The organism is Paracoccus ravus, from assembly GCF_004522175.1.
In the GTDB taxonomy this organism is placed as follows: Bacteria; Pseudomonadota; Alphaproteobacteria; order Rhodobacterales; family Rhodobacteraceae; genus Paracoccus; species Paracoccus ravus.
Map to the genome: position 1 here is coordinate 258,888 of NZ_SDEB01000001.1, position 24,024 is coordinate 282,911.

The 24,024-nt window shown below is 64.9% G+C and carries 23 protein-coding genes; 9 read left to right on the forward strand and 14 right to left on the reverse strand.

All coding sequences use genetic code 11. The features are described 5' to 3' along the window. Positions 1–78: 78 nt before the first annotated feature. From ESZ60_RS01390 to glpD, 9 genes are all read right to left on the reverse strand, one after another. Complete coding sequence (locus ESZ60_RS01390) at positions 79–1,212, reverse strand: iron-containing alcohol dehydrogenase (protein WP_134678609.1); 1,134 nt, start codon at positions 1,210–1,212, stop codon at positions 79–81. Further along, positions 1,209–2,696, reverse strand: coding sequence for a glycerol kinase GlpK (glpK, locus tag ESZ60_RS01395; protein ID WP_134678610.1), 1,488 nt, complete (start codon positions 2,694–2,696; stop codon positions 1,209–1,211). Before glpK ends, ESZ60_RS01390 begins: the two co-directional genes overlap by 4 nt. Positions 2,697–2,759: 63 nt before the next feature. Then, the gene (locus ESZ60_RS01400; RefSeq protein ID WP_134678611.1) at positions 2,760–4,484 is read right to left on the reverse strand and encodes an ABC transporter substrate-binding protein; all 1,725 of its coding nucleotides are present in this window, start codon (positions 4,482–4,484) and stop codon (positions 2,760–2,762) included. A gap of 58 nt (positions 4,485–4,542) precedes the next feature. Beyond that, positions 4,543–4,968, reverse strand: a complete 426-nt coding sequence (locus ESZ60_RS01405; protein ID WP_245155543.1) for a DUF2160 domain-containing protein — start codon at positions 4,966–4,968, stop codon at positions 4,543–4,545. Continuing rightward, complete coding sequence (locus ESZ60_RS01410; RefSeq protein WP_134678612.1) at positions 4,968–5,771, reverse strand: carbohydrate ABC transporter permease; 804 nt, start codon at positions 5,769–5,771, stop codon at positions 4,968–4,970. Before ESZ60_RS01410 ends, ESZ60_RS01405 begins: the two co-directional genes overlap by 1 nt. Then, positions 5,768–6,643 (reverse strand): carbohydrate ABC transporter permease, encoded by an 876-nt coding sequence (locus ESZ60_RS01415; RefSeq protein WP_134678613.1) that lies wholly within the window; start codon positions 6,641–6,643, stop codon positions 5,768–5,770. The genes ESZ60_RS01410 and ESZ60_RS01415 overlap by 4 nt, the downstream gene beginning before the upstream one ends. Further along, positions 6,643–7,731 carry an ABC transporter ATP-binding protein gene (locus ESZ60_RS01420; protein WP_134678614.1) on the reverse strand — a complete coding sequence of 363 codons (1,089 nt, stop codon included), beginning with the start codon at positions 7,729–7,731 and terminating at the stop codon, positions 6,643–6,645. Before ESZ60_RS01420 ends, ESZ60_RS01415 begins: the two co-directional genes overlap by 1 nt. 9 nt (positions 7,732–7,740) lie before the next feature. Beyond that, on the reverse strand, positions 7,741–8,826 hold the full coding sequence (locus ESZ60_RS01425) for an ABC transporter ATP-binding protein (protein ID WP_134678615.1): 1,086 nt from the start codon (positions 8,824–8,826) through the stop codon (positions 7,741–7,743). A gap of 10 nt (positions 8,827–8,836) precedes the next feature. After that, the gene (gene glpD, locus ESZ60_RS01430) at positions 8,837–10,408 is read right to left on the reverse strand and encodes a glycerol-3-phosphate dehydrogenase (RefSeq protein ID WP_134678705.1); all 1,572 of its coding nucleotides are present in this window, start codon (positions 10,406–10,408) and stop codon (positions 8,837–8,839) included. Between the two features lie 204 nt (positions 10,409–10,612). Here glpD and ESZ60_RS01435 point away from each other — a divergent pair, with 204 nt between their 5' ends. After that, positions 10,613–11,395 (forward strand): DeoR/GlpR family DNA-binding transcription regulator, encoded by a 783-nt coding sequence (locus ESZ60_RS01435; RefSeq protein ID WP_134678616.1) that lies wholly within the window; start codon positions 10,613–10,615, stop codon positions 11,393–11,395. A gap of 288 nt (positions 11,396–11,683) precedes the next feature. Next, entirely contained in the window at positions 11,684–12,661 is a 978-nt protein-coding gene (locus tag ESZ60_RS01440; RefSeq protein ID WP_134678617.1) for a zinc-binding dehydrogenase, read from the forward strand. Here ESZ60_RS01440 and ESZ60_RS01445 read toward each other — a convergent pair. Beyond that, positions 12,658–13,590, reverse strand: coding sequence for a pirin family protein (locus ESZ60_RS01445; protein ID WP_134678618.1), 933 nt, complete (start codon positions 13,588–13,590; stop codon positions 12,658–12,660). The genes ESZ60_RS01440 and ESZ60_RS01445 overlap by 4 nt on opposite strands. An 89-nt stretch (positions 13,591–13,679) precedes the next feature. On the opposite strand from ESZ60_RS01445, the gene ESZ60_RS01450 reads away from it, so the two are divergent. The 3 genes from ESZ60_RS01450 to ESZ60_RS01460 are packed head-to-tail and all read left to right on the forward strand — an operon-like array spanning position 13,680 to position 15,545. Continuing rightward, positions 13,680–14,405: an energy-coupling factor ABC transporter ATP-binding protein gene (locus ESZ60_RS01450; protein ID WP_134678619.1), complete on the forward strand. Its 726-nt coding sequence runs from the start codon at positions 13,680–13,682 to the stop codon at positions 14,403–14,405. Further along, the gene (locus ESZ60_RS01455; RefSeq protein WP_134678620.1) at positions 14,380–14,991 is read left to right on the forward strand and encodes a CbiQ family ECF transporter T component; all 612 of its coding nucleotides are present in this window, start codon (positions 14,380–14,382) and stop codon (positions 14,989–14,991) included. Before ESZ60_RS01450 ends, ESZ60_RS01455 begins: the two co-directional genes overlap by 26 nt. 2 nt (positions 14,992–14,993) lie before the next feature. After that, positions 14,994–15,545: a biotin transporter BioY gene (locus ESZ60_RS01460; RefSeq protein ID WP_134678621.1), complete on the forward strand. Its 552-nt coding sequence runs from the start codon at positions 14,994–14,996 to the stop codon at positions 15,543–15,545. A 38-nt stretch (positions 15,546–15,583) separates the two neighbouring features. Here the strand turns inward: ESZ60_RS01460 and kynU are convergent, their stop codons facing one another. Both kynU and ESZ60_RS01470 read right to left on the reverse strand, forming a co-directional pair. Further along, complete coding sequence (gene kynU / locus ESZ60_RS01465) at positions 15,584–16,828, reverse strand: kynureninase (protein ID WP_134678622.1); 1,245 nt, start codon at positions 16,826–16,828, stop codon at positions 15,584–15,586. Positions 16,829–16,890: 62 nt separating this feature from the next. Then, positions 16,891–17,541 (reverse strand): carbonic anhydrase, encoded by a 651-nt coding sequence (locus ESZ60_RS01470; protein WP_134678623.1) that lies wholly within the window; start codon positions 17,539–17,541, stop codon positions 16,891–16,893. Between the two features lie 141 nt (positions 17,542–17,682). Between ESZ60_RS01470 and ESZ60_RS01475 the strand changes: the two genes are divergently transcribed. The 4 genes from ESZ60_RS01475 to ESZ60_RS01490 all read left to right on the forward strand — a co-directional run bounded on the left by ESZ60_RS01475 (position 17,683) and on the right by ESZ60_RS01490 (position 21,499). Then, complete coding sequence (locus ESZ60_RS01475; RefSeq protein ID WP_134678624.1) at positions 17,683–18,054, forward strand: hypothetical protein; 372 nt, start codon at positions 17,683–17,685, stop codon at positions 18,052–18,054. A gap of 82 nt (positions 18,055–18,136) precedes the next feature. Continuing rightward, positions 18,137–19,546: a leucyl aminopeptidase family protein gene (locus ESZ60_RS01480; protein ID WP_134678625.1), complete on the forward strand. Its 1,410-nt coding sequence runs from the start codon at positions 18,137–18,139 to the stop codon at positions 19,544–19,546. Then, positions 19,543–20,415 (forward strand): C40 family peptidase, encoded by an 873-nt coding sequence (locus ESZ60_RS01485; protein WP_134678626.1) that lies wholly within the window; start codon positions 19,543–19,545, stop codon positions 20,413–20,415. The genes ESZ60_RS01480 and ESZ60_RS01485 overlap by 4 nt, the downstream gene beginning before the upstream one ends. Before the next feature lie 28 nt (positions 20,416–20,443). Beyond that, positions 20,444–21,499 carry a saccharopine dehydrogenase gene (locus ESZ60_RS01490; protein WP_134678627.1) on the forward strand — a complete coding sequence of 352 codons (1,056 nt, stop codon included), beginning with the start codon at positions 20,444–20,446 and terminating at the stop codon, positions 21,497–21,499. Positions 21,500–21,526: 27 nt separating this feature from the next. On the opposite strand, the gene ESZ60_RS01495 is transcribed toward ESZ60_RS01490, so the two are convergent. Then, complete coding sequence (locus ESZ60_RS01495; RefSeq protein WP_134678628.1) at positions 21,527–21,898, reverse strand: DUF3775 domain-containing protein; 372 nt, start codon at positions 21,896–21,898, stop codon at positions 21,527–21,529. Positions 21,899–22,170: 272 nt separating this feature from the next. Then, the gene (gene mutL, locus ESZ60_RS01500) at positions 22,171–23,988 is read right to left on the reverse strand and encodes a DNA mismatch repair endonuclease MutL (protein WP_134678629.1); all 1,818 of its coding nucleotides are present in this window, start codon (positions 23,986–23,988) and stop codon (positions 22,171–22,173) included. Positions 23,989–24,024 lie beyond the last annotated feature (36 nt).

Here is a 24,024-nt window from a genome sequence, read left to right on the forward strand (position 1 = left end):
AGCCGGATCATAGCCGTGCTGTCGGGACGAGCGCCTAGCACCTTTCCCCGGCATGCTCCACTGCGAAGCTGCGCCGGATCAGCCGGCGGCAGCCAAAACCGCCTGAAGGTCGGAAAGCTGCGGCGCGACCGGATTGCCCTTCATCGAGGAACTCGCCAGCGAGGCACGAGCCACCTCGGCATGGCGCGCGGGCGCGAGCCCCTGAGCCTGCAATCCTAGCAAGCCGCATTCCCGCGCCCAATCCGACAATGTGGCGGGTGCATCAGCCGGCACGCCGCCCAGAACATCGGCGATGACGGCGCAGACCTCGTCGATCCGCGCGGTGTCGGCCACCAACCCGCGGTTCATGGCCAGCACCGGCCCCAGCAGCACGCCGCAGATCGCGCCATGCGACGCCGGGGTCACGCCCCCGATCACGCCCGCCAGCCCATGCACCGCGCCAAGCCCGCCGTTCGCAAGCGCGATCCCGCCGCAAAGGCTGGTCCAGGCCAGCTTGTCGCGGGCATCGGCATCCTCGGCCTGCATCAGCCGCGCCAAAGCACGCAGACCCGGCGCGATCACCGGGCGCACCAAAGCATCGGTGAAGGGCGTGGCCTTCGAGGAAATATAAGGCTCGATCACCTGCGCCAGCGCATCCAGACCCGAGGCCAGCGTCACCTTGCGCGGGCAACCATCCGTCAGCGCCGGATCTACGATGGCGACGCGCGGCAGCATCCGCTCATCCCGGATCGAGACTTTGCGGCCATGATCAGGCAGCCCGATCACGGCATTGCGCGTGGCCTCGGCCCCCGTTCCCGCCGTCGTCGGCAAAGCGATATAAGGCAAGGGCGCAGCGGCCAGCGTCAAGCCGCGACCCACCACTTCGAGATGGTCCATGATCCCGCCCGGCGCGGGGATCAGCCCGGCCAATGCCTTGCCGAGATCAAGCGCCGCACCACCGCCCAAGCCCGCGACCCAATCGGCGCGGAATCCTTTCGCTTGTGCCAGCGTGTCCTCCAGCATGGGCAGCGTCGGCTCCGACCCGCAGGCAAGCGTCAGGACCTCGGCCCCTTCGGCGCGCAGAGCCTCGACCAGCCACGCGGCCCGCCGGGCATCGGCGCCATGCACCACGATCCCGCGCGTCCCGTAAGCCCGGATCAATGCCGGAGCCTTTTGCGCCTCGCCCCGTCCGAAAATCACACGGCCCGGCAGGGCGAAACCAAAGGAATTCATGCAGCCTCCATCGTGGCCGCGACGGCCTTTCGCCAGCGGGCATACTTTGCCTGCCGCAGGCTGTCATCCATCTTCGGCTCGAAGCGACGATCCAGCGCCCATTGCCTGGCGATCTGGTCGGGCGTCGGGCAAAGCCCCGCCTGCAGCCCCGCCAGATATGCCGCGCCAAGCGCCGTAGTCTCGGTCACCTTGGGCCGATCCACGGGCGCGCCCAGAATATCGGCAAGGAATTGCATCGACCAATCGCTGGCCGTCATGCCGCCATCGACACGCAGCACCGCATCGCCCGCCGAGCCCCAATCGGCCCGCATCGCTTCCAGCAGGTCGCGGGTCTGGTAGCCCACGCTTTCCAGCGCGGCGCGGGCGAATTCGGCGGGACCGGAATTCCGCGTCAGACCAAAAATCGCGCCGCGGCAATCGGGCCGCCAATAGGGCGCGCCGAGCCCGGTAAAGGCCGGAACCATCATGACCTCCTGCGAGGGATCGGCCTTTTGCGCGAGTGGCTGGGTCTCCGAGGCAGTGCGGATGATCTTCAGCCCATCGCGCAGCCATTGCACCACCGCGCCCGCGATGAAGATCGAGCCCTCCAGCGCATAGGTCGTCTGCCCATTCAGCCGATAGGCGATGGTGGTCAGCAAACGGTTCTTGGACGGCACCATCTGACTGCCGGTGTTCAGCAGCGCGAAGCAACCCGTGCCATAGGTCGATTTCATCATGCCGGGCTGGAAGCAAGCCTGCCCCACGGTCGCGGCCTGCTGGTCGCCCGCGACGCCAAGGATCGGGATCTCATGCCCAAACAGATCGGCGCGGGTCATGCCATAATCCGCAGCGCAGTCGCGCACCTCGGGCAGCAGTTGCATAGGGATATTCAGCAGCGCGCAGATTTCTTCGTCCCAGCGGTTCTCAGCGATATTGTAAAGCAGCGTCCGCGCCGCGTTGGTGGCGTCAGTCGCGTGAACGCGGCAACCGGTCAGGTTCCAGATCAGCCAACTGTCGACGGTGCCGAAGGCCAGTTCGCCCGCCTCGGCCCGCGCGCGGGCACCTTCGACATTGTCCAGAAGCCAAGCCAGTTTCGTTCCCGAGAAATAGGGGTCGAGAAGCAGCCCGGTCCGGGCGGAAATCATCGCCTCATGCCCCTCGGATTTCAGGCGCTCGCACATATCGGCGGTGCGGCGGTCCTGCCAGACGATCGCGTTATGCAGCGCGCGGCCCGTCGCGCGGTCCCAAAGCAGAGTCGTCTCACGCTGATTGGTGATGCCGATGGCCGCGATGCTGCTTGCGCCGACCCCTGCCCGCTCGATCGCCGCCCGCGCGGTCGCCGCGACGCTGGCCCAAAGGTCGCCGGGGTCATGTTCGACCCAGCCCGAAGCGGGAAAATGCTGACGGAATTCGTCCTGCGCCGAGGCGATGACCTTCAGCGAGGCGTCAAACAGGATCGCACGGGACGATGTCGTCCCCTGATCAATGGCGAGGATATGGGTCATGGCTCATCCGGGGCCGAGAAATGGAAAAGGGGCGAGGCACGCAGCCCCGCCCCCTGATTGGCATTACTGCCAGGACTTGATCAGCTCGTCATAGGAAACGGTTTCGCCCTTGGGCTTTTCGTTTTCCAGCTTGGCGACCGGTGCGCCGGGCGCGTCGAGCCATTCTTTCGGGTCCTTTTCCTCGTTCATCTTCGGACCCAGATCGCCCTGCACCCCGGCGCGTTCCAGGCGCTCAAGCACGCGTTCCTGTTCCGCGCAAAGCGAGTCCAGCGCCTCTTGAGGGGTCTTGGCACCCGACATGGCGTCGCCGATGCTCTGCCACCACAGCTGCGCCATCTTCGGATAGTCCGGGATGTTGGTGCCGGTCGGCGACCATTGCACGCGGGCGGGCGAGCGATAGAACTCGACCAGACCGCCAAGCTTGGGCGCGCGTTCGGTGAAGGACTTGTCCTGGATCGTCGACTCGCGGATGAAGGTCAGCCCGACATGGGATTTCTTCACATCGACCGTCTTCGAGGTCACGAATTGCGCGTAAAGCCAGGCGGCCTGTGCGCGATCCACGGGCGTCGATTTCATCAGCGTCCAGCTGCCCACGTCCTGATAGCCGATCTTGGTCCCTTCCGACCAATAGGCGCCATGCGGGCTGGGGGCCATGCGCCATTTCGGCGTGCCGTCGGCATTCACCACGGCGGTGCCTTCCTTGACCATGTCGGCGGTAAAGGCAGTGTACCAGAACATCTGCTGCGCGATATCGCCCCGTGCTGGAACCGGGCCTGCCTCGCCGAAAGTCATGCCTTGGGCTTCCGGCGGGGTGTATTTCTGCAGCCAGTCGATCGCCTTGGTCACGGCATAGACCGCAGCCGCGTCGTTCGTCGCACCGCCACGCGCCACGCAGGAGCCAACCGGACGCGAGTTCTCATCTACCCGGACGCCCCATTCATCGACCGGAAGGCCGTTCGGCTCGCCCTTGTCGCCCATGCCGGCCATGGACATCCATGCGTCGGTATAGCGCCAGCCAAGGCTGGGGTCCTTCTTGCCATAGTCCATGTTGCCCCAGGCCTTGGCCGGGCCGCCCTCGATATAGGACATGTCGCGGCCGGTGAAGAATTCGGCAATGTCCTCATAGGCCGACCAGTTCACCGGAACGCCCAGATCATAGCCATATTTGGCTTTGAAATCGTCCTTGGTTTTCTGATCGTTGAACCAGTCATAGCGGAACCAGTAGAGGTTCGCGAATTGCTGGTCGGGCAGTTGGTAAAGCTCTCCATCCGGCGCAGTCGTGAAGCTGGTACCGATGAAATCGGCCAGATCGAGGCCCGGATTGGTGACATCCTTGCCCTCTTCGGCCATCCATTTGGTCAGCGAGCGGGCCTGCTGATAGCGCCAATGCGTGCCGATCAGGTCCGAGTCGTTGACATAGGCGTCATAGATGTTCTCGCCCGACTGCATCTGGGTCTGCAGCTTCTCGATGACATCGCCCTCACCGATCAGGTCATGGGTGATCTTGATCCCGGTGATGGCGGTGAAAGCCGGGGCCAGCACCTTGGATTCATATTCATGCGTGGTGATGGTTTCCGAGACGACCTTGATCTCCATCCCCGCCAGCGGCTTCGCGGCGTCGATGAACCATTGCATCTCGGCTTCCTGATCCGCGCGGGACAGGGACGACAGGTCCCCGATCTCGGCATCCAGGAACTTCTTGGCGGCCTCGATATCTGCCCAGGCCGGGGCTCCCCCCATGACCATCAGCGCAAGCGCGATGGCCGTGGTCGTCTTGGTCGGTCTCATGTTTTCCTCCCTGATGAGACGTCCATTATTCCGCGAGGGGCCTGACCCTCGCGGTATTTCAAACCCAGCGGAACACCGCCGCGGCATAGGCAAGGGCAAAAGCCAGCCCGCCCCAGACCGGCGGGCCGAAGAAAAAGAGCCAGCCGAGGCAGATGAAGGCCGAGCCGAGCAGCGAGATGAACAACCGGTCCCCGCGCGTCGTCTCGATCCGCAGGATGCCGCGACGGGGCGTTTCGGGGAAACGAATGGCGAGGATGGTGAACAGCACCAGAAGGCTCGCGATCACCCAGAAGAACAGCGCGACCGGAAAGGTCCAGGCCATCCAGCCGCCGGGGATCATCGGCGCGGTCCACGCCTTGGCCCCATCCTTGCTGGGCGTGGCCCAAAGCAGGAGGGCCAGCACAGCGCCCAGCAGACCCAAGGCCGTCAGATAGACCACCCTCCAGCTGCCGCGACGATGCAGGGGAATTGCGACATCGGCCATCAGACCCTCCCCAGGGCGAAGCCCTTGGCGATGTAATTGCGGACAAACCAGATCACGAGCGCACCGGGCAGGATGGTCAGCACCCCTGCCGCCGCCAAGACGCCCCAATCCATCCCCGAGGCCGAAACCGTGCGGGTCATCGTCGCGGCAATCGGCTTCGCGTTGACCGAGGTCAGGGTGCGCGACAGCAGCAACTCGACCCATGAGAACATGAAGCAGAAGAAGGCGGCGACCCCGATGCCCGATGCGATCAGCGGCATGAAGATCTTCACGAAGAAGCGCGGGAAGGAATAGCCGTCGATATAGGCAGTCTCGTCGATCTCCTTGGGGACGCCGCGCATGAAGCCTTCCAAGATCCAGACCGCCAGCGGCACGTTGAAGAGGCAATGCGCCAAGGCCACCGCTATATGCGTGTCGAAGAGGCCGATGGACGAGTAAAGCTGGAAGAAGGGCAGCGCGAAGACAGCAGGCGGCGCCATCCGGTTCGACAGAAGCCAGAAGAACAGGTGCTTATCCCCGATGAAGCTGTAGCGGCTGAACGCATAGGCCGCAGGCAGCGCCACGGTGATCGAGATCACCGTGTTCATCACCACATAGATGATCGAGTTGACATAGCCCATATACCAGCTCGGATCGGTCAGGATGACCTGATAGTTCCGGAAGGTCAGGTTGTTCGGAAACAGGCTGAACGTGCCGGTGATCTCGGCATTGGTCTTCAGGCTCATGTTCACGAGCCAGTAGATTGGGATCATCAGAAACAGCAGGTAAAGCACCATGACAATGGCAGAGCTACGCGATTTCATTGCCCGGCCTCCGCCTTGTCCATATTGCTCATCACTGTGTAGAAAACCCATGAAACCAGCATGATGACAAGGAAATACATCAGGCTGAAGGCCGCTGCCGGGCCAAGATCGAACTGCCCCACCGCCATTTTCACTAGGTCGATAGACAGGAAGGTCGTGGCATTGCCCGGGCCGCCGCCGGTGACGACGAAGGGTTCTGTATAGATCATGAAACTGTCCATGAAGCGCAGCAGGACCGCGATCAGCAGCACGCCCTTCATCTTCGGCAATTCGATATAGCGGAAGACGGCCCAGCGGCTGGCTTGGTCGATTTTCGCGGCTTGGTAGTAAGCCTGCGGAATGGATTGCAGGCCCGCATAGCAAAGCAGCGCCACCAGCGAGGTCCAGTGCCAGACATCCATCACGATGACCGTCGCCCAAGCGTCGATGGGGTCGTTGACGTAATTGTAGTCCAGCCCGATGGCCTCAAGCGTATGGCCCAAAAGGCCGATATCGACGCGGCCGAAGATCTGCCAGATCGTGCCGACAACGTTGAAGGGGATCAGCAAGGGCAGCGCCATTAGGACCAGCACGAGGCTGGACCAGAAGCCCTTCTTCGGCATGTTCAGCGCGACGAAGATTCCCAGCGGCACCTCGATCGCGAGGATGATCGCCGAGAACAAAGCCTGCCGTCCAAGCGCCGCGTGAAGGCGGTCGGAATGGATCATTTCATCGAACCATTCGAGGCCCGCCCAGAAGAATTCATTATTCCCGAAGGTGTCGTTGAAGGCGTAGTTCACCACCGTCATCAGCGGGATCACCGCCGAGAAGGCCACCAGCACCAAGACCGGCAGGACCAGAAACCACGCCCTATTGTTCTGGATCTTCTGCATCAGGCGGCCCTTTCCAGACTTTGCGGGGCGACGCGCCAATCATCGGCATAGACGCCCACCTTGCCCGGCAGGAAGCTCACGCGCGGCGCGGGACCGGGCGGAGGCGCATCTTCGGGCAGGACGATATTGAAACCCGCGCCGGAGAGTTCGGCGCGCAGGATGCGGTGACGGCCGACATCCTCAACCCGGCGAACCCTAACAGGTAGACCGTGATCCGACAGAACCGCATGTTCGGGGCGGATGCCGATGCGGGTCTTGCCCGCCACCGTGCCGTAATTTGCACCCAGATCGACCACCTCGCCACCGGGCAGCAGGGCGCGGCTGCCCTCGATCTTGGCGTCGATGAAATTCATCCCCGGCGAGCCGATGAAATAGCCGACGAATGTATGCGCCGGGGTTTCGAACAGTTCTTCGGGTGTGCCCATCTGCACGACGCGACCGTCATACATGACGACGACTTTGTCTGCGAAGGTCAGCGCCTCGGTCTGATCATGGGTCACATAGATCATCGTATGGCCGAATTGGCGGTGCAACTGCTTCAACTGGGTGCGCAGTTCCCATTTCATATGCGGGTCGATGACGGTCAGCGGCTCATCGAAGAGGATCGCGTTCACGTCCTCGCGCACCATGCCGCGGCCAAGGCTGATCTTTTGCTTGGCGTCCGCCGTCAGCCCTTGGGCCTTGCGCGACAGCATCGCCTCCATCCCGATCATGCGGGCGATCTGGTCGACACGTGACGCGATATAGGCGGCATCCATGCCCCGGTTCCGCAACGGGAAGGCAAGGTTCTCGCGCACTGTCATTGTGTCATAGACGACCGGGAACTGGAAAACCTGCGCGATATTGCGCTCGGTCGTCGGCGCGTCGGTCACGTCGTGGTCACCGAACAGGATGCGGCCCTGACTGGGGCGCAAGAGCCCCGAGATGATGTTCAAAAGCGTGGTCTTGCCGCAGCCTGAGGAACCAAGCAGCGCATAGGCGCCGCCATCCTGCCAGACATGGGTCATTTCCTTCAGCGCGTAATCGGCATCCGACTTGGGATGGGCGCTATAGCTATGGGCGAGGTTTTCAAGCGTGATCCGTGCCATGATCCCCCCTCATGCCGCTTCAGCATAGGATGCGGGGGCAGCCAGCCGCCCCTCGGCATCGAACAGATAGATGTGGCGCGGCTCGAGCCACAGCGAGACCTCCTGCCCCGGCTCCAGTACCTGCACGCCCTCGACCAAAGCGATCCAGCGATCCTCGCCATGGCTGACATGGACGAAGCTTTGCGCGCCGGTGATCTCGGTCACGATGACCTTGCAGCGCAGGTCCAGCGCGGAAGTGGCGGGGCGGTGCAGCGACAAATGGTTCGCGCGGAATCCGGCCATATAGGCACCGTCAGCGACGGCGAAATTGCCCTCAGCCGGGGCGGTCACGTCCTGCCCGAATGCCAGCCTCGCGCCTTGCTTAAGGGCCGAGGTGAAATTCATCGGCGGATCGCTGAAAACCCGCGCCGTGGTCGCATCGACCGGCTGGCGGTAGACGCGGGGCGTCGGGCCGAATTGGGTCACGCGCCCCTCCCACAGGGTTGCGGTATTGCCGCCCAGAAGCAAAGCTTCCTCGGGCTCGGTGGTGGCATAGACAAAGATCGCGCCCGAGGCCTCGAAGATTCGCGGGATCTCGACGCGGAGTTCCTCGCGCAGCTTGTAATCGAGGTTCGCCAGCGGCTCATCGAGCAACACAAGGCCCGCCCCTTTGACCAGAGCACGGGCCAAGGCGCATCGCTGCTGTTGGCCGCCCGACAGTTCCAGAGGCTTGCGGGCCAACATCGGCGTCAGATGCAGCATCTCGGCAGTCTCGCGAACCTTGCGGTCAACCTCATCCTTGGGGCGGCCAAGAATGCGCAGGGGCGAGGCGATGTTTTCGTAAACCGAAAGACCAGGATAGTTGATGAATTGCTGATAGACCATGGCGACGCCCCGATCCTGCACGCGCCTGCCGGTCACATCCTCGCCATGCCAGAGGATGCGGCCCGTGGTCGGCGCATCCAGACCCGCCATCAGCCGCATCAGGCTGGTCTTGCCTGAAAGCGTCGGGCCCAGCAGCACATTCATCGTGCCATTCTGCAATGTCAGGCTGGTCGGGTGGATGTGAACCCGTCCCTCGACCATCCGTGACACTGATTGCAGTTCCAGAACCATTGCCTCTCCTTCATTCGGCCGCGTCGGCGGCGCGGTGGGCCAGCCATTCGGCCAGCCCGTCGATCTGTTCGCGGGTCATCTTCAGACCCAGCTTGCTGCGCCGCCACAGGATATCGTCCGGCGTGCGGGCATATTCCCGGCTCAGGAACCACCTGACCTCGGCCTCGGACAGGCCCGCCCCGAAATCATGGCCGAGATCCGCGCGGGTCGCGGCATTGCCAAAGATCTCGAAGATTTCGGTCCCGTGCGTGCGCAGCAGGCGCTGGACCTCGGGGCCGGTCAGGAAGGGATATCGCGCAGCGATGCGGGCGGTCAGATCGACCACCCCATCGACGGGGAAATCGCCCCCCGGCAAGGGCACGCCCGCCGTCCATGCGCCCCCTGAATGCGGGAAATGCGGCGCAAGCTTTCCCAGCGCGCTTTCCGCGAGCCGCCGATAGGTGGTGATCTTGCCGCCAAAGACATTGAGCAGCGGCGCGCCCTCTTCGTTCAGGCTCAGCACATAGTCGCGCGTCGCCGCCGTCGCGGATTTCGCGCCGTCATTGTAGAGCGGACGGACGCCGGAATAGGTCCAGACCACCTGATCCGGCGTCACCGGCAGCGCGAAATAGCGGCTGGCAAAGGCGCAGAGATAGTCGCGTTCCTCGTCCGAGCAGCGCGCCTCGCCCGCAGGCCCCTTGTGATCCATGTCGGTCGTGCCGATCAGCGTGAAATCCTGCTCATAGGGGATGGCAAAGATGATCCGCCCATCGGTTCCCTGAAAGAAATAGCAACGGTCGTGATCGTAAATTTTCGGCACCACGATATGACTGCCGCGCACCAGCCTGACGCCCTCGGTCGTGGGGATGTGTGTGACATTGCGAATCACATCCTCGACCCAGGGACCCGAGGCATTGACCAAGGCGCGGGCCTTGTGGCTGCGCTGCCCCTCGGGTCCCTCGGTGGTGACGCGCCACATGTCATCGACCCGCTCGGCATGGATGACGCGGCTGCGCGTCATGATGCGCGCGCCGCGCGCCTCGGCGTCGCGGGCGTTCAACACGACCAGACGGGCATCCTGAACCCAGCAATCGGAATATTCCCAGCCCAGCCGGAAGCCCGGCTTGAGCGCGCGCCCGGCCGGGTCGCTTGCAAGATCGAGCCGCCGGGTGCCCGGCAGCACCTTCCGACCGCCCAGATTGTCATAGAGAAACAGCCCCAGCCGGATCAGCCATGCTGGCCTGCGTCCGCGCATCCAGGGCATCGCGAAGCCCAGCAGGCGCGAAGTGGGCGTATCGGATTCAAAGCGCATCTGGGGCGAATAGGGCAGCACGAAACGCATCGGCCAGCTGATATGGGGCATCGCGGAGAGCAGGGTCTCGCGCTCATCCAGCGCCTCTCGGACCAGCCGGAATTCGAAGAATTCCAGATAGCGCAGCCCGCCATGGAACAGCTTGGTCGAGGCCGAAGACGTTGCCTGAGCCAGATCGCCCATCTCGGCCAATGTCACCGACAGGCCGCGCCCGACCGCGTCACGGGCAATGCCGCAGCCGTTGATGCCGCCGCCGATAATGAACAGATCGCTGACCGCTTCCGCCTGCATCGACACCGATGCCCTCCCCCTGACGAAGCCTCCCAACTCCAGAGACGAGGCTGCACCCGGCCTCACGCTTCCGTCAACATTTATTTTCGTTTACCCTACGCTAAGCGTAAAAACGAACATTCGCATTTGCAGCATGGCGGGGTTGCGCACATTCGCGAACGGCTTACAGTCGCTAGGCGACGATTCCGCGACAAGGGAGGGGGCATGGCCCTTGGTATCCGTCAGAACCAAATTCTAGAGCTGGCCCGCACCGAGGGGCGCGTGTTGGTCGATGAACTCGCCCAGCGTTTCGATGTCACGCTTCAGACCATCCGGCGCGATCTGGGAGAGTTGGCCGGCGCGGGCCTGCTGGACCGGGTCCATGGCGGGGCCGTTCCCCGCGCCGGGACCGTCAATCTGGGCTACGAGGCGCGTCGGCGCATGCATGCCGAGGCCAAGGCCGCCATCGGCGCGGCCTGCGCCGCCGTGATCCCCGATAATTGCAGCCTGATCCTGAACCTTGGAACGACCACCGAGGCGGTGGCTCAGGCGCTGATCCACCATTCGAACATCACGGTCGTCACGAACAACATGAATGTGGCGAATATCCTGCTGGCCAATCCGGGCTGCGAGATCATGGTCGCGGGGGGCGCACTGCGGCGCTCGGACGGGGGGCTGGTGGGCGAATTGACGACGCAGTTCTTCGAGCAGTTCAAGGTGGATTACGCCGTCGTGGGCACTTCGGCACTCGACCATGACGGCGATATGCTGGATTTCGATCTGGCCGAGGTCAGGGTCAGCCGCGCGATTCTGAAACAGGCGCGGCAGACCTTTCTCGTCTCGGATCATTCCAAGATCGGGCGCAGCGCCCCGGCGCGGATCGCAAGCCTGTCCGAGATTGACATCTTCTTTACCGACCGGCCGCTGCCTGGCGAACTTGCCGCGCGATGCGACCATTGGGGAACCGAGGTGAGCCTATGCGCCTCTCCCCGGATCCAGCAGGACTGAGCCCTCAGCGCAGGCCCAGCATGGAAAGAATGAAGAGCACGACGACGACCAAACCGACAAGATAGATGATGGAATTCATTCGGTAATCTCCTTGCATCCGGGCGCTGCCCGTTGCTGTCTCAACGACGCGCGGGCGAGATGGGTTTCATTGGGCCGTCACGAAATCTTTGGAAGGAGGCCCCAGAACGGGCCAGCGCAGCCGGAAAGAACCGCCGATACAAGCTTGCCGCGCAGGCATCGACCATAACTGCAAGACCCACGCGGCCAATCAAACGCAAGGAACCCGCCATGCGCAGCGCAATTCACAAGACATTCGGTGAACCCGCCGAGGTTCTGGAACCCGCCGAAAGCCCGACCCCCGATCCCGCCGAAGGGCAGGTCCGCATCCGGACGATCCTTTCGCCCATTCACAACCATGATCTGGTGACGATCCGCGGAATATATGGCTACAAGCCCGAACTGCCCGCCATCGGCGGCACCGAGGCGGTCGGGATCATCGATGCGATCGGCGCAGGCGTTGATGGGCTTGCCGTCGGACAGCGCGTCGCGGTCGCCGCGGTCCACGGCACTTGGGCCGAGTTCTTCATCGCTCCAGCCGCCGCCATCGTGCCTCTGCCCGAGGCGATCAGCGACGAACAGGGTGCGCAGCTGATCGCCATGCCCTTCAGTTCGCTGACGCTTCTGGAGTTTCTCGCGTTGGAAAAGGGCGACTGGATCGTTCAGAATGCCGCGAATGGCGCGGTGGGCAAGGCCGTCGCCATGCTGGGCGCGGCGCGGGGGATCAATGTCATCAGCATCGTGCGCCGCGCGGAGACGATCGCCGAAATGGCCGAACTGGGCATCGGCAATGTCGTCTCGACCGACAGCGCGGGTTGGCAGGATCGCGTCTGCGCCCTGACCGGCGGAGCAACGATCAAGGCCGGGGTGGATTCGATCGGCGGAAAGGCCAGCGGCGATCTGCTCTCGCTTCTGGGTGAGGACAGCACGCTCGTTTCCTTTGGCTCGATGACCGGCGAGCCGATGGTTCTGAATGCGGGCGCGCTGATCTACAAGCAGGCCGTGGTCAAGGGCTATTGGGCCTCGAAGATGGCCAGCAGCCTCGGCCGCGAAGGCATGGGACGCCTGATCGGCGAACTCATCGGGCTTGTCATCGCCGGCAAGGTCAAGCTGCCGGTCGAGGGCATCTTCGGCTTCGATCAGGTCGCAGATGCCGTGACCGCCTCGCTGACGCCGGGCAAGGCCGGCAAGGTCCTGCTGCGCCCCTAAGGCAGGGGGATGAATTCGTGATCATCGCCGCGGGGCAGGCTGAAGCGTCCCTGCCCCCAATTGGCGGCGGCCCATTCCGCCTTGGCCGCCTCGATCCTTTCGCGCGACGAGGCCACGAAGTTCCACCAGATATGGCGCGGCCCGTTCAGGGTCTCGCCTCCAAGGGCCATGATCCGCGCGCCTTGTGACCCTGCGGCCACGGTGATCCGGTCGCCGGGCCGGAACACCATCATCTGTCCCGCCGGAAATTCCTGCCCCGAAATCTGGACCGACCCTTGCGTGACATAGATCCCGCGATCCTCGTGATCATCCGGCAAGGGAAAGCGCGCACCGGGTTCCAGCGTCACATCAAGATAGAAGGTATCGGAATACAGCGTCACCGGCGCAGTCTTGCCATAGGCCCGGCCCAGGATCAGCCGCGCGCGGATGCCGCCATCCTCGAATTCCGGCAGATCCTGCTTGGCGTGATGCTCAAAGACCGGGTCCACATCCTCATGGCTTTCGGGCAGCGCGATCCATGTCTGAATGCCGAAAAGCGCGTGCGGCCCCTTGCGCCCGGCCTCGCTGGTGCGCTCGCTATGGGTCACGCCCTTGCCGGCAACCATCCAGTTCACCTCGCCGGGCCGGATCACCTGATCCGAGCCGATGCTGTCGCGATGATGGAAATCGCCCTGATAGAGATAGGTTACCGTTCCCAGCCCGATATGGGGATGGGGCCGGACATCGACGCCCTGCCCGGTCAGGAACTCGGCCGGTCCGGCCTGATCGAAAAAGATGAACGGCCCCACCATCTGACGCTTGGGCGCGGGCAAGGCACGCTTCACCTCGAAGCTGCCAAGGTCGCGGGCGCGGGGGATGATCAGCGTCTCGATGCTGTCAAGCGAGACGGCATCGGGGCAGCCTGGTTCGAGTGCGGGGTTCCAGCTCATGCGTCTCTCCGAGCGTTGCGGGTTTCAACGGCTGTCAAAGATGTTAGAGGGGATCGCGATTCTGACAAACCGTCTCGTGAGGCCATTCCATGCAAGCCGGAACCGGCATTCAGGTCCAGAACCTGTCCCACGCCATCGGGCCGCGCCGCATCCTTGACGGGATCAACCTTGCGCTGGACGCGCCGCGCATCGGCATCATCGGCCGGAACGGGTCGGGGAAAAGCACATTGGCGCGGCTCGTCGCGGGGCTTGTCGCACCCAGCGCGGGCCGCGTGCTGATCGAAGGCGTGGACGTCTGCAAGGACCGCCGTGCCGCCATCGCCACGGTCGGCATCCTGTTCCAGAATCCCGAGCATCAGATCATCTTTCCCACCGTGACCGAAGAGATCGGCTTTGGCCTGCGCCAGATGGGCCGCAGCAAGGCTGAGGCGCAGGACACCGTTGCCCGCACGCTGGCTCGCTTTGGCAAGTCGCAATGGCGAGATGCCAATACGGATGCGCTGTCTCAGGGCCAGAAGCACCTGCTTTGCATGATGGCCGTCATGGCGATGGAACCGCGCTGGCTGATCCTCGACGAGCCTTTTGCCGGTCTCGACATCCCCACCCGGATGCAACTGACGCGGCATCTGGACAACTGCGGTGCGCGCGTTCTGCATATCTCGCACGAGCCGCGCGATCTGGCGGGCTACGCACGGATCTGCTGGCTGGACCGGGGCCGGATCACCGCCGAGGGCGGCGCCGAGATCCTCGCCCAATTCGAAAGCGCGATGATCCGCGAAGGAGCCGCCGATGATCTCGCTGACCTCGCCGGTTAAAACCGCGGCACATGGCTGGCCCGCCGGGGCCAAGCTCATCACCCTGGCCGGGGCGACGACGGCGCTTTTTCTGATCGACAGCATCGCGGGTCAGGCCGCCGTGCTGGCCCTGTCCGTCCTCCTTTATGCCCTGCCGGGCCGCGCCTTTCTGTTCCACGGGCTGCGTCAGATCAGGATCGTCCTGCCCTTTGTCGTGCTGCTTCTGGTCTGGCACGCCTTTGCCGGGGACTGGCCCGAGGGAATCCGCACCGCATTGCGCATGACCTCGGCGGTGGCGCTGGCCAATCTGGTCACGATGACGACCGGGCTGTCGCAGATGACGGATCTGTTGCACAGGCTCTTCGGGCCATTGCGCCGGCTGGGCCTGCCGACAGGCCTGATCGAGACCGCGATCCCGCTGGTGATCCGCTTTACACCCGCCCTGATCGTCAAGGGACGTTTCCTGACCGAGGCATGGCGGGCGCGCTCGCCCCGCCGCGCGAACTGGCATATCGTCCTGCCGATGGCGCTGCTGGCGCTGGACGATGCCGACCGTCTGGCCGAGGCGCTGCGCGCGCGCGGCGGGCTGCACCCCAAGGAGGACTGAACATGGAAAGAAATGTCGCGCAAATCGCGCTATTCGCGGCGCTGATCGCCGCATTGGGATTGGTGCCCAAGATCACCCTCGCCTTTGGCGTGCCGATCACCGCGCAGGGCATGGGCGTGATGCTGGCCGGGGCCATGCTCGGCGCAAGGCGCGGTTTCCTTGCCGTGATGCTGTTCCTGCTTCTCGTGGCCATCGGCCTTCCCTTGCTGGCCGGGGGCCGGGGCGGCTTGGCGGTCTTTGCCGGACCCACCGCAGGCTTCCTCGCAGGATTCCCGGTCGCCGCCTATGTCACCGGGCTTTTCGTCGAACATGCCCGTCTGCGCCCGGTGGGGCTGCGCGCCTTTTTCGGCGCGGTTCTGGGCGGGGTGCTGGTGCTCTATGCCTTCGGGATCGTCGGCATGTCGATTGCTCTGGGCAAGACCATCGCCGAATGCACGGGGATGATGGCGATCTTCATTCCAGGCGACCTGCTCAAGGCGGGCATCACCGGGATGCTGGTCGCGGCCATCGCCAAGGCCCGTCCGCAAGTGGTCGGCTGGGCTGCCAAGGCCTGAAAAACATCCCGGACCCTGGCGGGTCCGGGACAGCCTGCTCAGGTCACTGCGGCGCGGGTGGAGAAACGCGCCTCGCGCCATGTCTCGCCCGCCAGCACGTCCTTGAGCACCGCGACCGCGTGCGCGACATCGGCATGGCTGATGTAAAGCGGCGTGAAACCGAAGCGCAGGGTCGAGGGCGCGCGGAAATCTCCGATCACGCCACGCGCGATCAGCGCCTGCATCACCGCATAGGCGTTTTCATGCAGGAACGAGACCTGGCTTCCGCGGGCCTCGGCTTCGCGCGGGCTGTCCAGCGTCAGACCGAGGCCCGCGCATTGCGTCTCGACCAGACGGATGAAGAGATCGGTGAGCGACTGGCTTTTGCGCCGCAGCGCTTGCATGTCCACGTCATCCCAGATCGCCAGCGCGCCCTTGAGCGCCCGCAAGGACAGGATCGGCTGCGTGCCGCATTGGAAACGGCGAATGCCCGCATCACCCTCATAGCCGGGCTCGAAGGCAAAGGGCCGGGCATGGCCCCACCATCCGCTCAGCGGCTGCGCGACATGGCCGAGATGCCGCTGGGCGACATAGATGAAGGCCGGGGCGCCGGGCCCGCCATTGAGATACTTATACGAGCAGCCCACCGCGAAATCCGCCTTGGCGGCATCCAGTTCGACCGGCAATGCGCCAGCCGAATGGCACAGATCCCAGACCACCAGCGCCCCGGCCGCATGGGCGGCGCGGGTCAGCGCCGCCATGTCGCGCAGCGCGCCTGTCTTGTAATTCACATGGTTGACCAGAAGGACGGCGACATCATCGTCCAGCATATCCTCGAGCCGAGCGCCATCGCGGCCCTCGAGGCGGAGCGACATGCCGGGCAGGGTCGAGACCACACCCTCGGCCATATAGAGATCGGTCGGAAAGCTGCCCTCCTCGGCAAGGATCACCTTGCGGCCCGGACGCAGCCCGACCGCGGCATGCAGGGCCTTGTAGATGTTGATCGAGGTCGTATCCGCAACCACGACCTGTCCCGCAGCCGCCCCGATCAGCGCGCCGATACGATCGCCTAGTTCCACCGGCAGATCGAACCATCCGGCAGTGTTCCAACTGCGGATCAGATCGCGGGACCATTCCGCGCGCGCCGCGATGTCCAGCGCCGCCAGCGCATCGCGGCTGGCCACGCCGAGAGAGTTGCCGTCCAGATAGACCTCGCCCTCTGGCAGGATGAAACGGTCTCGCAGGGGGGCAAGGGGATCGCGTGCGTCAAGCAGCGCGATCTCTTCGGAAAGGGGGGCGGTCATGGGATCTCCTCGGGGTATTCGGCAAGGCCTTATCACCCCCGGCCCGGCCCGCGACAGACCCGCTAGCTCAACAGGGCGAAATTGTCGCTTTCTTGGTGATATTCCAGCAATGTCCCCTCGGCGATGTCATGCACGACGCCATGCAACGACAGGTTTCCGGCCTCGACATTCTCGCGCACGAAAGGAAAGCTCATCAGGTTTTCCAGCGAGACCAGCACGGCCTGACGCTCAAGCGCCGCGATCTGATCGGGTTGGGGCAATTCGCGCACCCGCTCATAGCCGGGGCGCAGAATGTCCATCCAGCGGCCGACGAAGCTGGTCTTTTCCTCAAGCTCGGGGGCCTGTCCGGAACACATGGCATGACAGCCCGCGACGCCGCCGCAATTGGTGTGTCCGACGACCACCAGATGCGCGACCTTGAGCGCGTTGACCGCGTATTCCACAGCCGCCGAGGTGCCGTGCTGCTCGCCATCCGGCAGGTAGGGCGGCACCAGATTGGCGATATTGCGATGGATGAAGAACTCGCCCGTATCCGCGCCAAAGATCGAGGTGACATGGACACGGGAATCGCAGCAGGCGATGACCATGGCGCGGGGATGCTGCCCGCCTTCGGCCAGCCGCCGGTACCAGCTGCGATTCTCGCCATAGGTGGTGGCCCGCCAGCCCTGATAGCGCTGGACAAGGTAATTCGGGAGCGGTCGAGCCTGTTTCATGGCATCCTCCTGGCGCGTTCGGATGTGTGATAGCATCGGAGAACGATAAAGTTCGAGTGGTTTTGCGGATCCAATTCAACCATTTCTTGAGGGAATGCTGCGATTCCTCGCATGCAGGTCGTATTGTTACGGGTTAGGCATATGGCAGAGATTGCGCGGCTGGCACTGGAAGAGCAGATGACGATCGACAGGCAGCGGCTCGACGCCATTGTGGCCGAGCTGGGAAATGTCGCCGCCATGCAGATCATCTCGGCCGCGCTTGAGCAGCTTGCATTGGCCATGACCCGCACGGTCGAGGCCGTGGACAAGGGCGATCTTGCCTCGGTGACACGGGATGCGGATCGGCTGGCGCGGCTTGCCTGGCAACTGGGTCTCGTGACCATGGCCGGGGTGGCCGTGGATGTCGGGCGCTGTGCCGAAGGGCGCGATCAGGCCGCCCTGCTGGCGACCGCGGCGCGGTTGCGCCGGATCGGCGGCCTGTCGCTGACCCGGATCTGGGACCCGCCCGGGTAATCCACCGCGTAATCGACCGGGGGGACTTGCGGTCAGAAGTCGCTGCGCTACCCTGCCGCCGACGACTGGATAGGCCCCGCATATGACCGAACTTGCGCAATTCGCATCGCCCTCTGACCTTGCCCTGCCACTCTGGCTTGTTCGCCCCGGCGCCGACGGTCCCGACCTGCCCGCCGAAATCGGCCAAGCCGCGACCCTTTGGGCGCAGGCTCAGGGCTTTGGCGGGAAAGCTGGCCAGATCTGTCTGTTGCCGACGCCGCAAGGCGCGATTGCCGGGGCGCTTTACGGCATCGGCCCCGCCGTACACGCTGCCTCGCGCCCCGCGCGCGAACGCCATGTGCTGGCCAAGGCCGCCGAAACCCTGCCCAAGGGCGATTGGTATCTGGCCAATGCTCCGCAAGGGTTCGACCTGTCCCTGGCGGCGCTTGGCTGGCTTTTCGCGCAATACCGCTTCACCCGCTACAAGGCGGGCGAGGCCGCCGCCGCAAGGCTGGTCGCGCCACAGGGCGTCGATGCCGCACGCGTGACCGCGCTGGCGGCAGGCGAATTTCTGGCGCGCGACCTGATCAACACCCCCGCCTGCGACATGGGGCCCGCCGATCTCGAGGCGGCGGCCCGCGCTCTGGCCCAACGCCACGGCGCGGAGATTTCCGTGATCGCGGGCGAGGATCTGTTGAGCCAGGGCTTTCCGATGATTCATGCGGTCGGGCGGGCCGGGGCGCAGGCACCGCGTCTGATCGACCTGCGTTTTCCGGGCAGCGGGCCCCGGTTGACCCTGGTCGGAAAGGGTGTCTGCTTTGATACCGGGGGGCTGGACATCAAGCCTGCCGCGTCGATGGCGCTAATGAAGAAAGACATGGGCGGCGCCGCCAATGCCCTTGGCCTGGCCGAGACGTTGGCCCGGCTGGGGCTGACCCGGAACATGCGGCTGCGCGTGCTGATCCCGGCGGTCGAGAATGCGATCTCGGCCAATGCTTTCCGCCCCGGCGACGTCCTGACCAGCCGCAAGGGCCTGACGGTCGAGGTGAACAATACCGATGCCGAGGGACGGCTGGTTCTGGCCGACGCGCTGACCTTGGCCGATGAGGAACAGCCCGCGCTGCTGATCTCGATCGCCACCCTGACCGGCGCGGCGCGGGTGGCTTTGGGCCCGGATCTGCCGCCGTTCTTCTGCGACGATGACGGCGTGGCGGAGGCGGTTCACGCGGCCGGGCGGGACAATGCCGATCCGGTCTGGCGCCTGCCCTTCTGGGAACCCTATGAGGCGATGATCGAGCCGGGCATTGCTGATCTGGACAACGCCCCTGGCGGCGGCTTCGCGGGAGCGATCACGGCGGCGCTGTTCCTGCGCCGCTTCACCGAACAGGCCCGCCACTACCTGCATTTCGACATCTATGGCTGGCAGCCCGCCGCCATGCCGGGCCGCAGCAAGGGCGGGACCGGTCAGGCCATGCGCGCGATTCTGCACGCTTTGCCGGAAATCCTGAAATGAGCGATCTCGCTTCGCCGCCTGCGGGGGGGTTCGACCGCCGCCTGACGCCCGCGACCGAGCGCGTCGCGCATGAAAGCCTGCGTGGCCGGATCGAGCGCCCGGCCTATACTGCCGGTCGCCACGCCAGGCTGTCCGCCGCGCTGGCGGATCTTTGCCGCGCCCCGGATGGTGCGCGCGACCGGCAGGTGAATTTCGGCGCGGATCTGACGGTGATCGACGAGTCCGGCGGCTGGGCCTTTGTGCAGGCCCATGCGGATGGCTATTGCGGCTGGCTGCGCGCCGATGCGCTGGGTCCGGACGATGCGCCGATCACCCACCGTCTGGCCAGTCCCGCCACCCATCTCTATCCTGAACCGAACATGAAACTGCGCGAGATCGGCAGCCTTTCGCTGGGCGCGCGGCTCTCGCTGGTCGAGTTCCGCGACGGTTTCGCCCGGCTTGCCACCGGCGGCTGGGTTCCGGCCCAGCATGTCAGCGACCGACCCGCCCCCGACCCCGCCGAGATCGCGCTGTCCCTGATCGGCACGCCCTATCTCTGGGGCGGAAACAGCCGCTTCGGGATCGACTGCTCGGGGCTGGCGCAGGCCGCGCTGGGGGCCTGCGGTGTGGCCTGCCCGGGCGACAGCGACATGCAGCGCGACGCCTTTGCGCCGGTCGAGGGGCAGATCCGGCGCAATGACCTGCTGTTCTGGCCCGGCCATGTCGCATTGGCGCTCGATGGCGCGCAGATGATCCATGCCACGGCTTGGCGCATGAGCGTGATCATCGAGCCCATTGCTGCGGCAATCGCGCGCATCGATGCGGCAGAGCAAGGACCGTTCCTGGGCGCGCGACGGCCCTCGCTTGTCCCGGACGCGGCCTTTCCCTAGCCCCGGATGTGAACGCAGGGGAAAGTAAATGACGCATCTCTGGATCCGATCCGAAAGCCGCGCGAACGAACGCCGCCTTGGCATCACCCCTGACGGGGTCCGCAGTTTACGCGCCCGGGGTTTCCACGTCACCGTCGAGGCAAGCCCGCACCGGATCATGCCGAGCGACGCCTATGCCGCCGCCGGGGCCGAGATCGCGCCCGAGGGAGCCTGGACGGACGCGCCGCCCGAGGCCTTTGTCTTTGGGCTCAAGGAACTGCCCGAAACCGGCGATCCCTTACGGCATCGCCACATCATGTTCGGCCATGCCTATAAGGGTCAGGCGGCGGGGCGCGTGCTGCTCGACCGGTTCCGGCAGGGCGGAGGGCGGCTCTATGATCTGGAATATCTCACCGGGCCCGATGGACGCCGACTGGCGGCCTTTGGCTATTGGGCAGGCTTTGCCGGGGCCGCGGTGACGATCATGGCCTGGAGCGCGCAGATTCGCGGCGGGATCTGCGGCCCGGTAAGCGTGGCAACATCGCAGCAGGCCATGACCGAGAACTTGCGTGCCGAGCTTGCAGAGGCCGGACGGCCCCTGCCCCGCGCGATCGTCATCGGGGCCAAGGGGCGGGTGGGTCGCGGGGCCTCGGACCTGATGGCGCGGCTCGGGATTCGGGTCACCGCATGGGACATGCCTGAAACAGCGCGCGGCGCGCCCTTTCCCGAGATCCTGGCCCATGAGCTTTTCATCAACTGCATTCTGGCCCAGCCCGGCGCGCCGGCTTTTGTCGCGCGGGCGGATCTTGCCCGGCCGCGCGCCTTGCGCGTGATCGGCGATGTTGCCTGCGATCCGACCAGCGATTTCAACCCGATCCCGCTTTACGACCGCCCCACCGACTGGCAGCGCCCGGTCTTGCGGCTGTCGGGCGAGCCCCCTCTCGACATCATGGCGATCGACAACCTGCCGTCGCTGCTGCCGCTGGAAAGCTCGCTGGATTTCGCGGATCAGCTTTTGCCGGTCCTGCAAGCCCTTGATCGCCCCGATGAGGACGCATGGGGCCGGGCAGGCCATCTCTTTGACAGCCATCTCGCCAAGCTCTGACGCCGGTTCACGTGAAACATCCGGCTTTCAGACCGGGTGGTGCAGATCGTCCTCGGCCTCTTCCGGGGAAATCCCCAGCGCCTCCATTCCGGCCTCGAGATAATCCGCAAGCCGCGGCTCGCCCATCAGGTAATTTTCCGTCGGAGAGCGGTTCTCGACCTTGGCCGTGTGTATGGCCTCGGCCAGATCTTCGGCCCCGAACGTGTCGCGGCCGATCCACATCACGGCGACGAGGCTGGCCTTTTCGTCCTCGTTGAGCGCGGCGATGAATTCGGCAAGCTCGGTTTCGGTGCCATGTCCGACGCGCTGGCCGGAATGCGCCCAAGCATTCACGCCGCTATCATATTCGCGGGCCCGGATGATGACATGGGCGATCTTGTCGGGGCTGATTTCGAGCATGGCAGGGCTCTCCTTTGGCCGAGTGTCGCGCCCCAGAGCGGCTGCGTCAATCCGCTATGAAACGATAGCCGAAACGGGCGATATCCTCGGCGGCGCTGGTGCCGAGTGGCGCGGCGGCTTCGGAGACGTGCCGGATCGGCACACCCATCTGAAGCAGGATCAGTGGGTGGGGATAAAGGCACGAAAATCCAGATTGCGCGACAGGGCGACCACCGGATGCGAGAAGGTCTGGAGCATATGGACAAAGACATATCTGTGCCGGTGCGAGATGATTATCCGCTGCGCCCGAAGAGCCGCTCGATATCGGTGAGCTTCAATTCGATCCAAGTCGGGCGGCCGTGATTGCATTGGCCCGATTTCGGCGTGCGTTCCATCTCGCGCAAAAGCGCGTTCATCTCATCGCCATTCATCCGCCGCCCCGAGCGGACCGAACCGTGGCAGGCCATCGAGGACAGGACCGCATCGACCCTTGCTCGCAGCCGGTCCGATTGGCCCTGATCGGCCAGATCGTCGAGAATATCGCGGATCAAGGCGGGCGCGTCGATGCGCTTGATCAGCGCCGGAACCTCGCGCACGGCAACCGCGCCGCCGCCAAACGGCTCGATGACAAGGCCCAGTTCGGCCAGTTCATCCGCGATCCCTAGGATGCGCGCGGCATCGGCATCGGAAAGCTCGACGATCTCGGGGATGAGCAAAGCTTGGCTCGGGATGGCTTTTGCGGTGGCCTGCGCCTTCAGTCGCTCATAGACGAGGCGCTCATGGGCTGCGTGCTGATCGACGATGACGATGCCCGTGGCGGTCTGGGCGATGATCCAGTTTTCATGCAACTGCGCGCGGGCCGCCCCCAGCGGCGCATCGGGTTCGACCAAGGTCTCGGGTTCGATACGGGCGGTCGGGGTCTCGGCGAAACCCGGCGCTTGGAAGGCAAGGCTCGCCGCGATGGCCTGCGCCGAGGGGCGCTGGATTTGGGGCCGGTAATCGGCCTGATAGGCGCGCGACTGGGTGGGTTCGGGCCGCGCCGCCTCGAGCGCCGCGCTGGCGACCGTGGTCGAAGACCGATGCCCCGCCCCCGCCAGCGCATGACGCAGGGCGCTGACCATCAGGCCGCGCGCGATATCGGGCTCGCGGAAGCGGACCTCGGCCTTGGCGGGATGGACGTTCACATCGACCTGATGCGGGTCGCAGGTCACGAACAGCACCGCCGCCGGGTGCCGCCCCGAGGCCAGCACATCCATATAGCCCGCCCGCAGCGCCCCGGTCAGCAGCTTGTCGCGGACCGGTCGGCCATTGACGTAAAGATGCTGCGCCACCGCCGCGCCGCGCGAATAGGTCGGTAGCGCCGCAAAACCGGTCAGGGTGATGCCGTCCCGCGTGGCGTCGATCGGCAGGGCATTTTCGATGAAATCGCGGCCCATGACGCGGGACAGACGGGTCTGCAGCGCGCCGAACAGCTCGCCCTGCTCGGCATCGGCGCGGAACAGCAGGCGGCCCTCATCCTCATCGGTCAGGGTGAAGCCGACATAGGGCTCGGCCATGGCGAGGCGGCGGATGATCTCGGCCACGGCCTGCGTCTCGGCCCGGTCGGTGCGCAGGAATTTGAGCCGCGCGGGCGTCGCAAAGAACAGGTCGCGCAATTCGACCACCGTGCCGCGATTGCCTGCCGCAGGCTTCACCGGACCGATTCGCCCGCCCGCGACGGTGATCTGCGCGCCCTCAAAACCCTCGGCGCGGCTGGTGATGCTCAGGCGACCGACGGCGCCAAGGCTGGGCAAAGCCTCGCCGCGAAAGCCGAAGCTTCGTATATCTAGAAGGTCGCTGCCGTCGATTTTCGAGGTGGCGTGTCGCGACAAAGCCAGCGGCAGGTCCTCGGCGGTCATGCCGCAGCCATCGTCGCTGACCCGGATCAGCCCCTTGCCGCCCTTCGCGATAGCGACTTCGATCCGTGTTGCCCCCGCATCCAGGGCGTTTTCGACCAGTTCCTTGACGGCCGAGGCGGGGCGCTCGACCACCTCGCCCGCCGCGATGCGGTTGGCGGCGGATTCGTCGAGTTGGCGGATGATGGGACGCATATTGGGGGCATGAGAATTCATGCCCCCAGATTTAGCAGTATCGGACATATCAGGAAA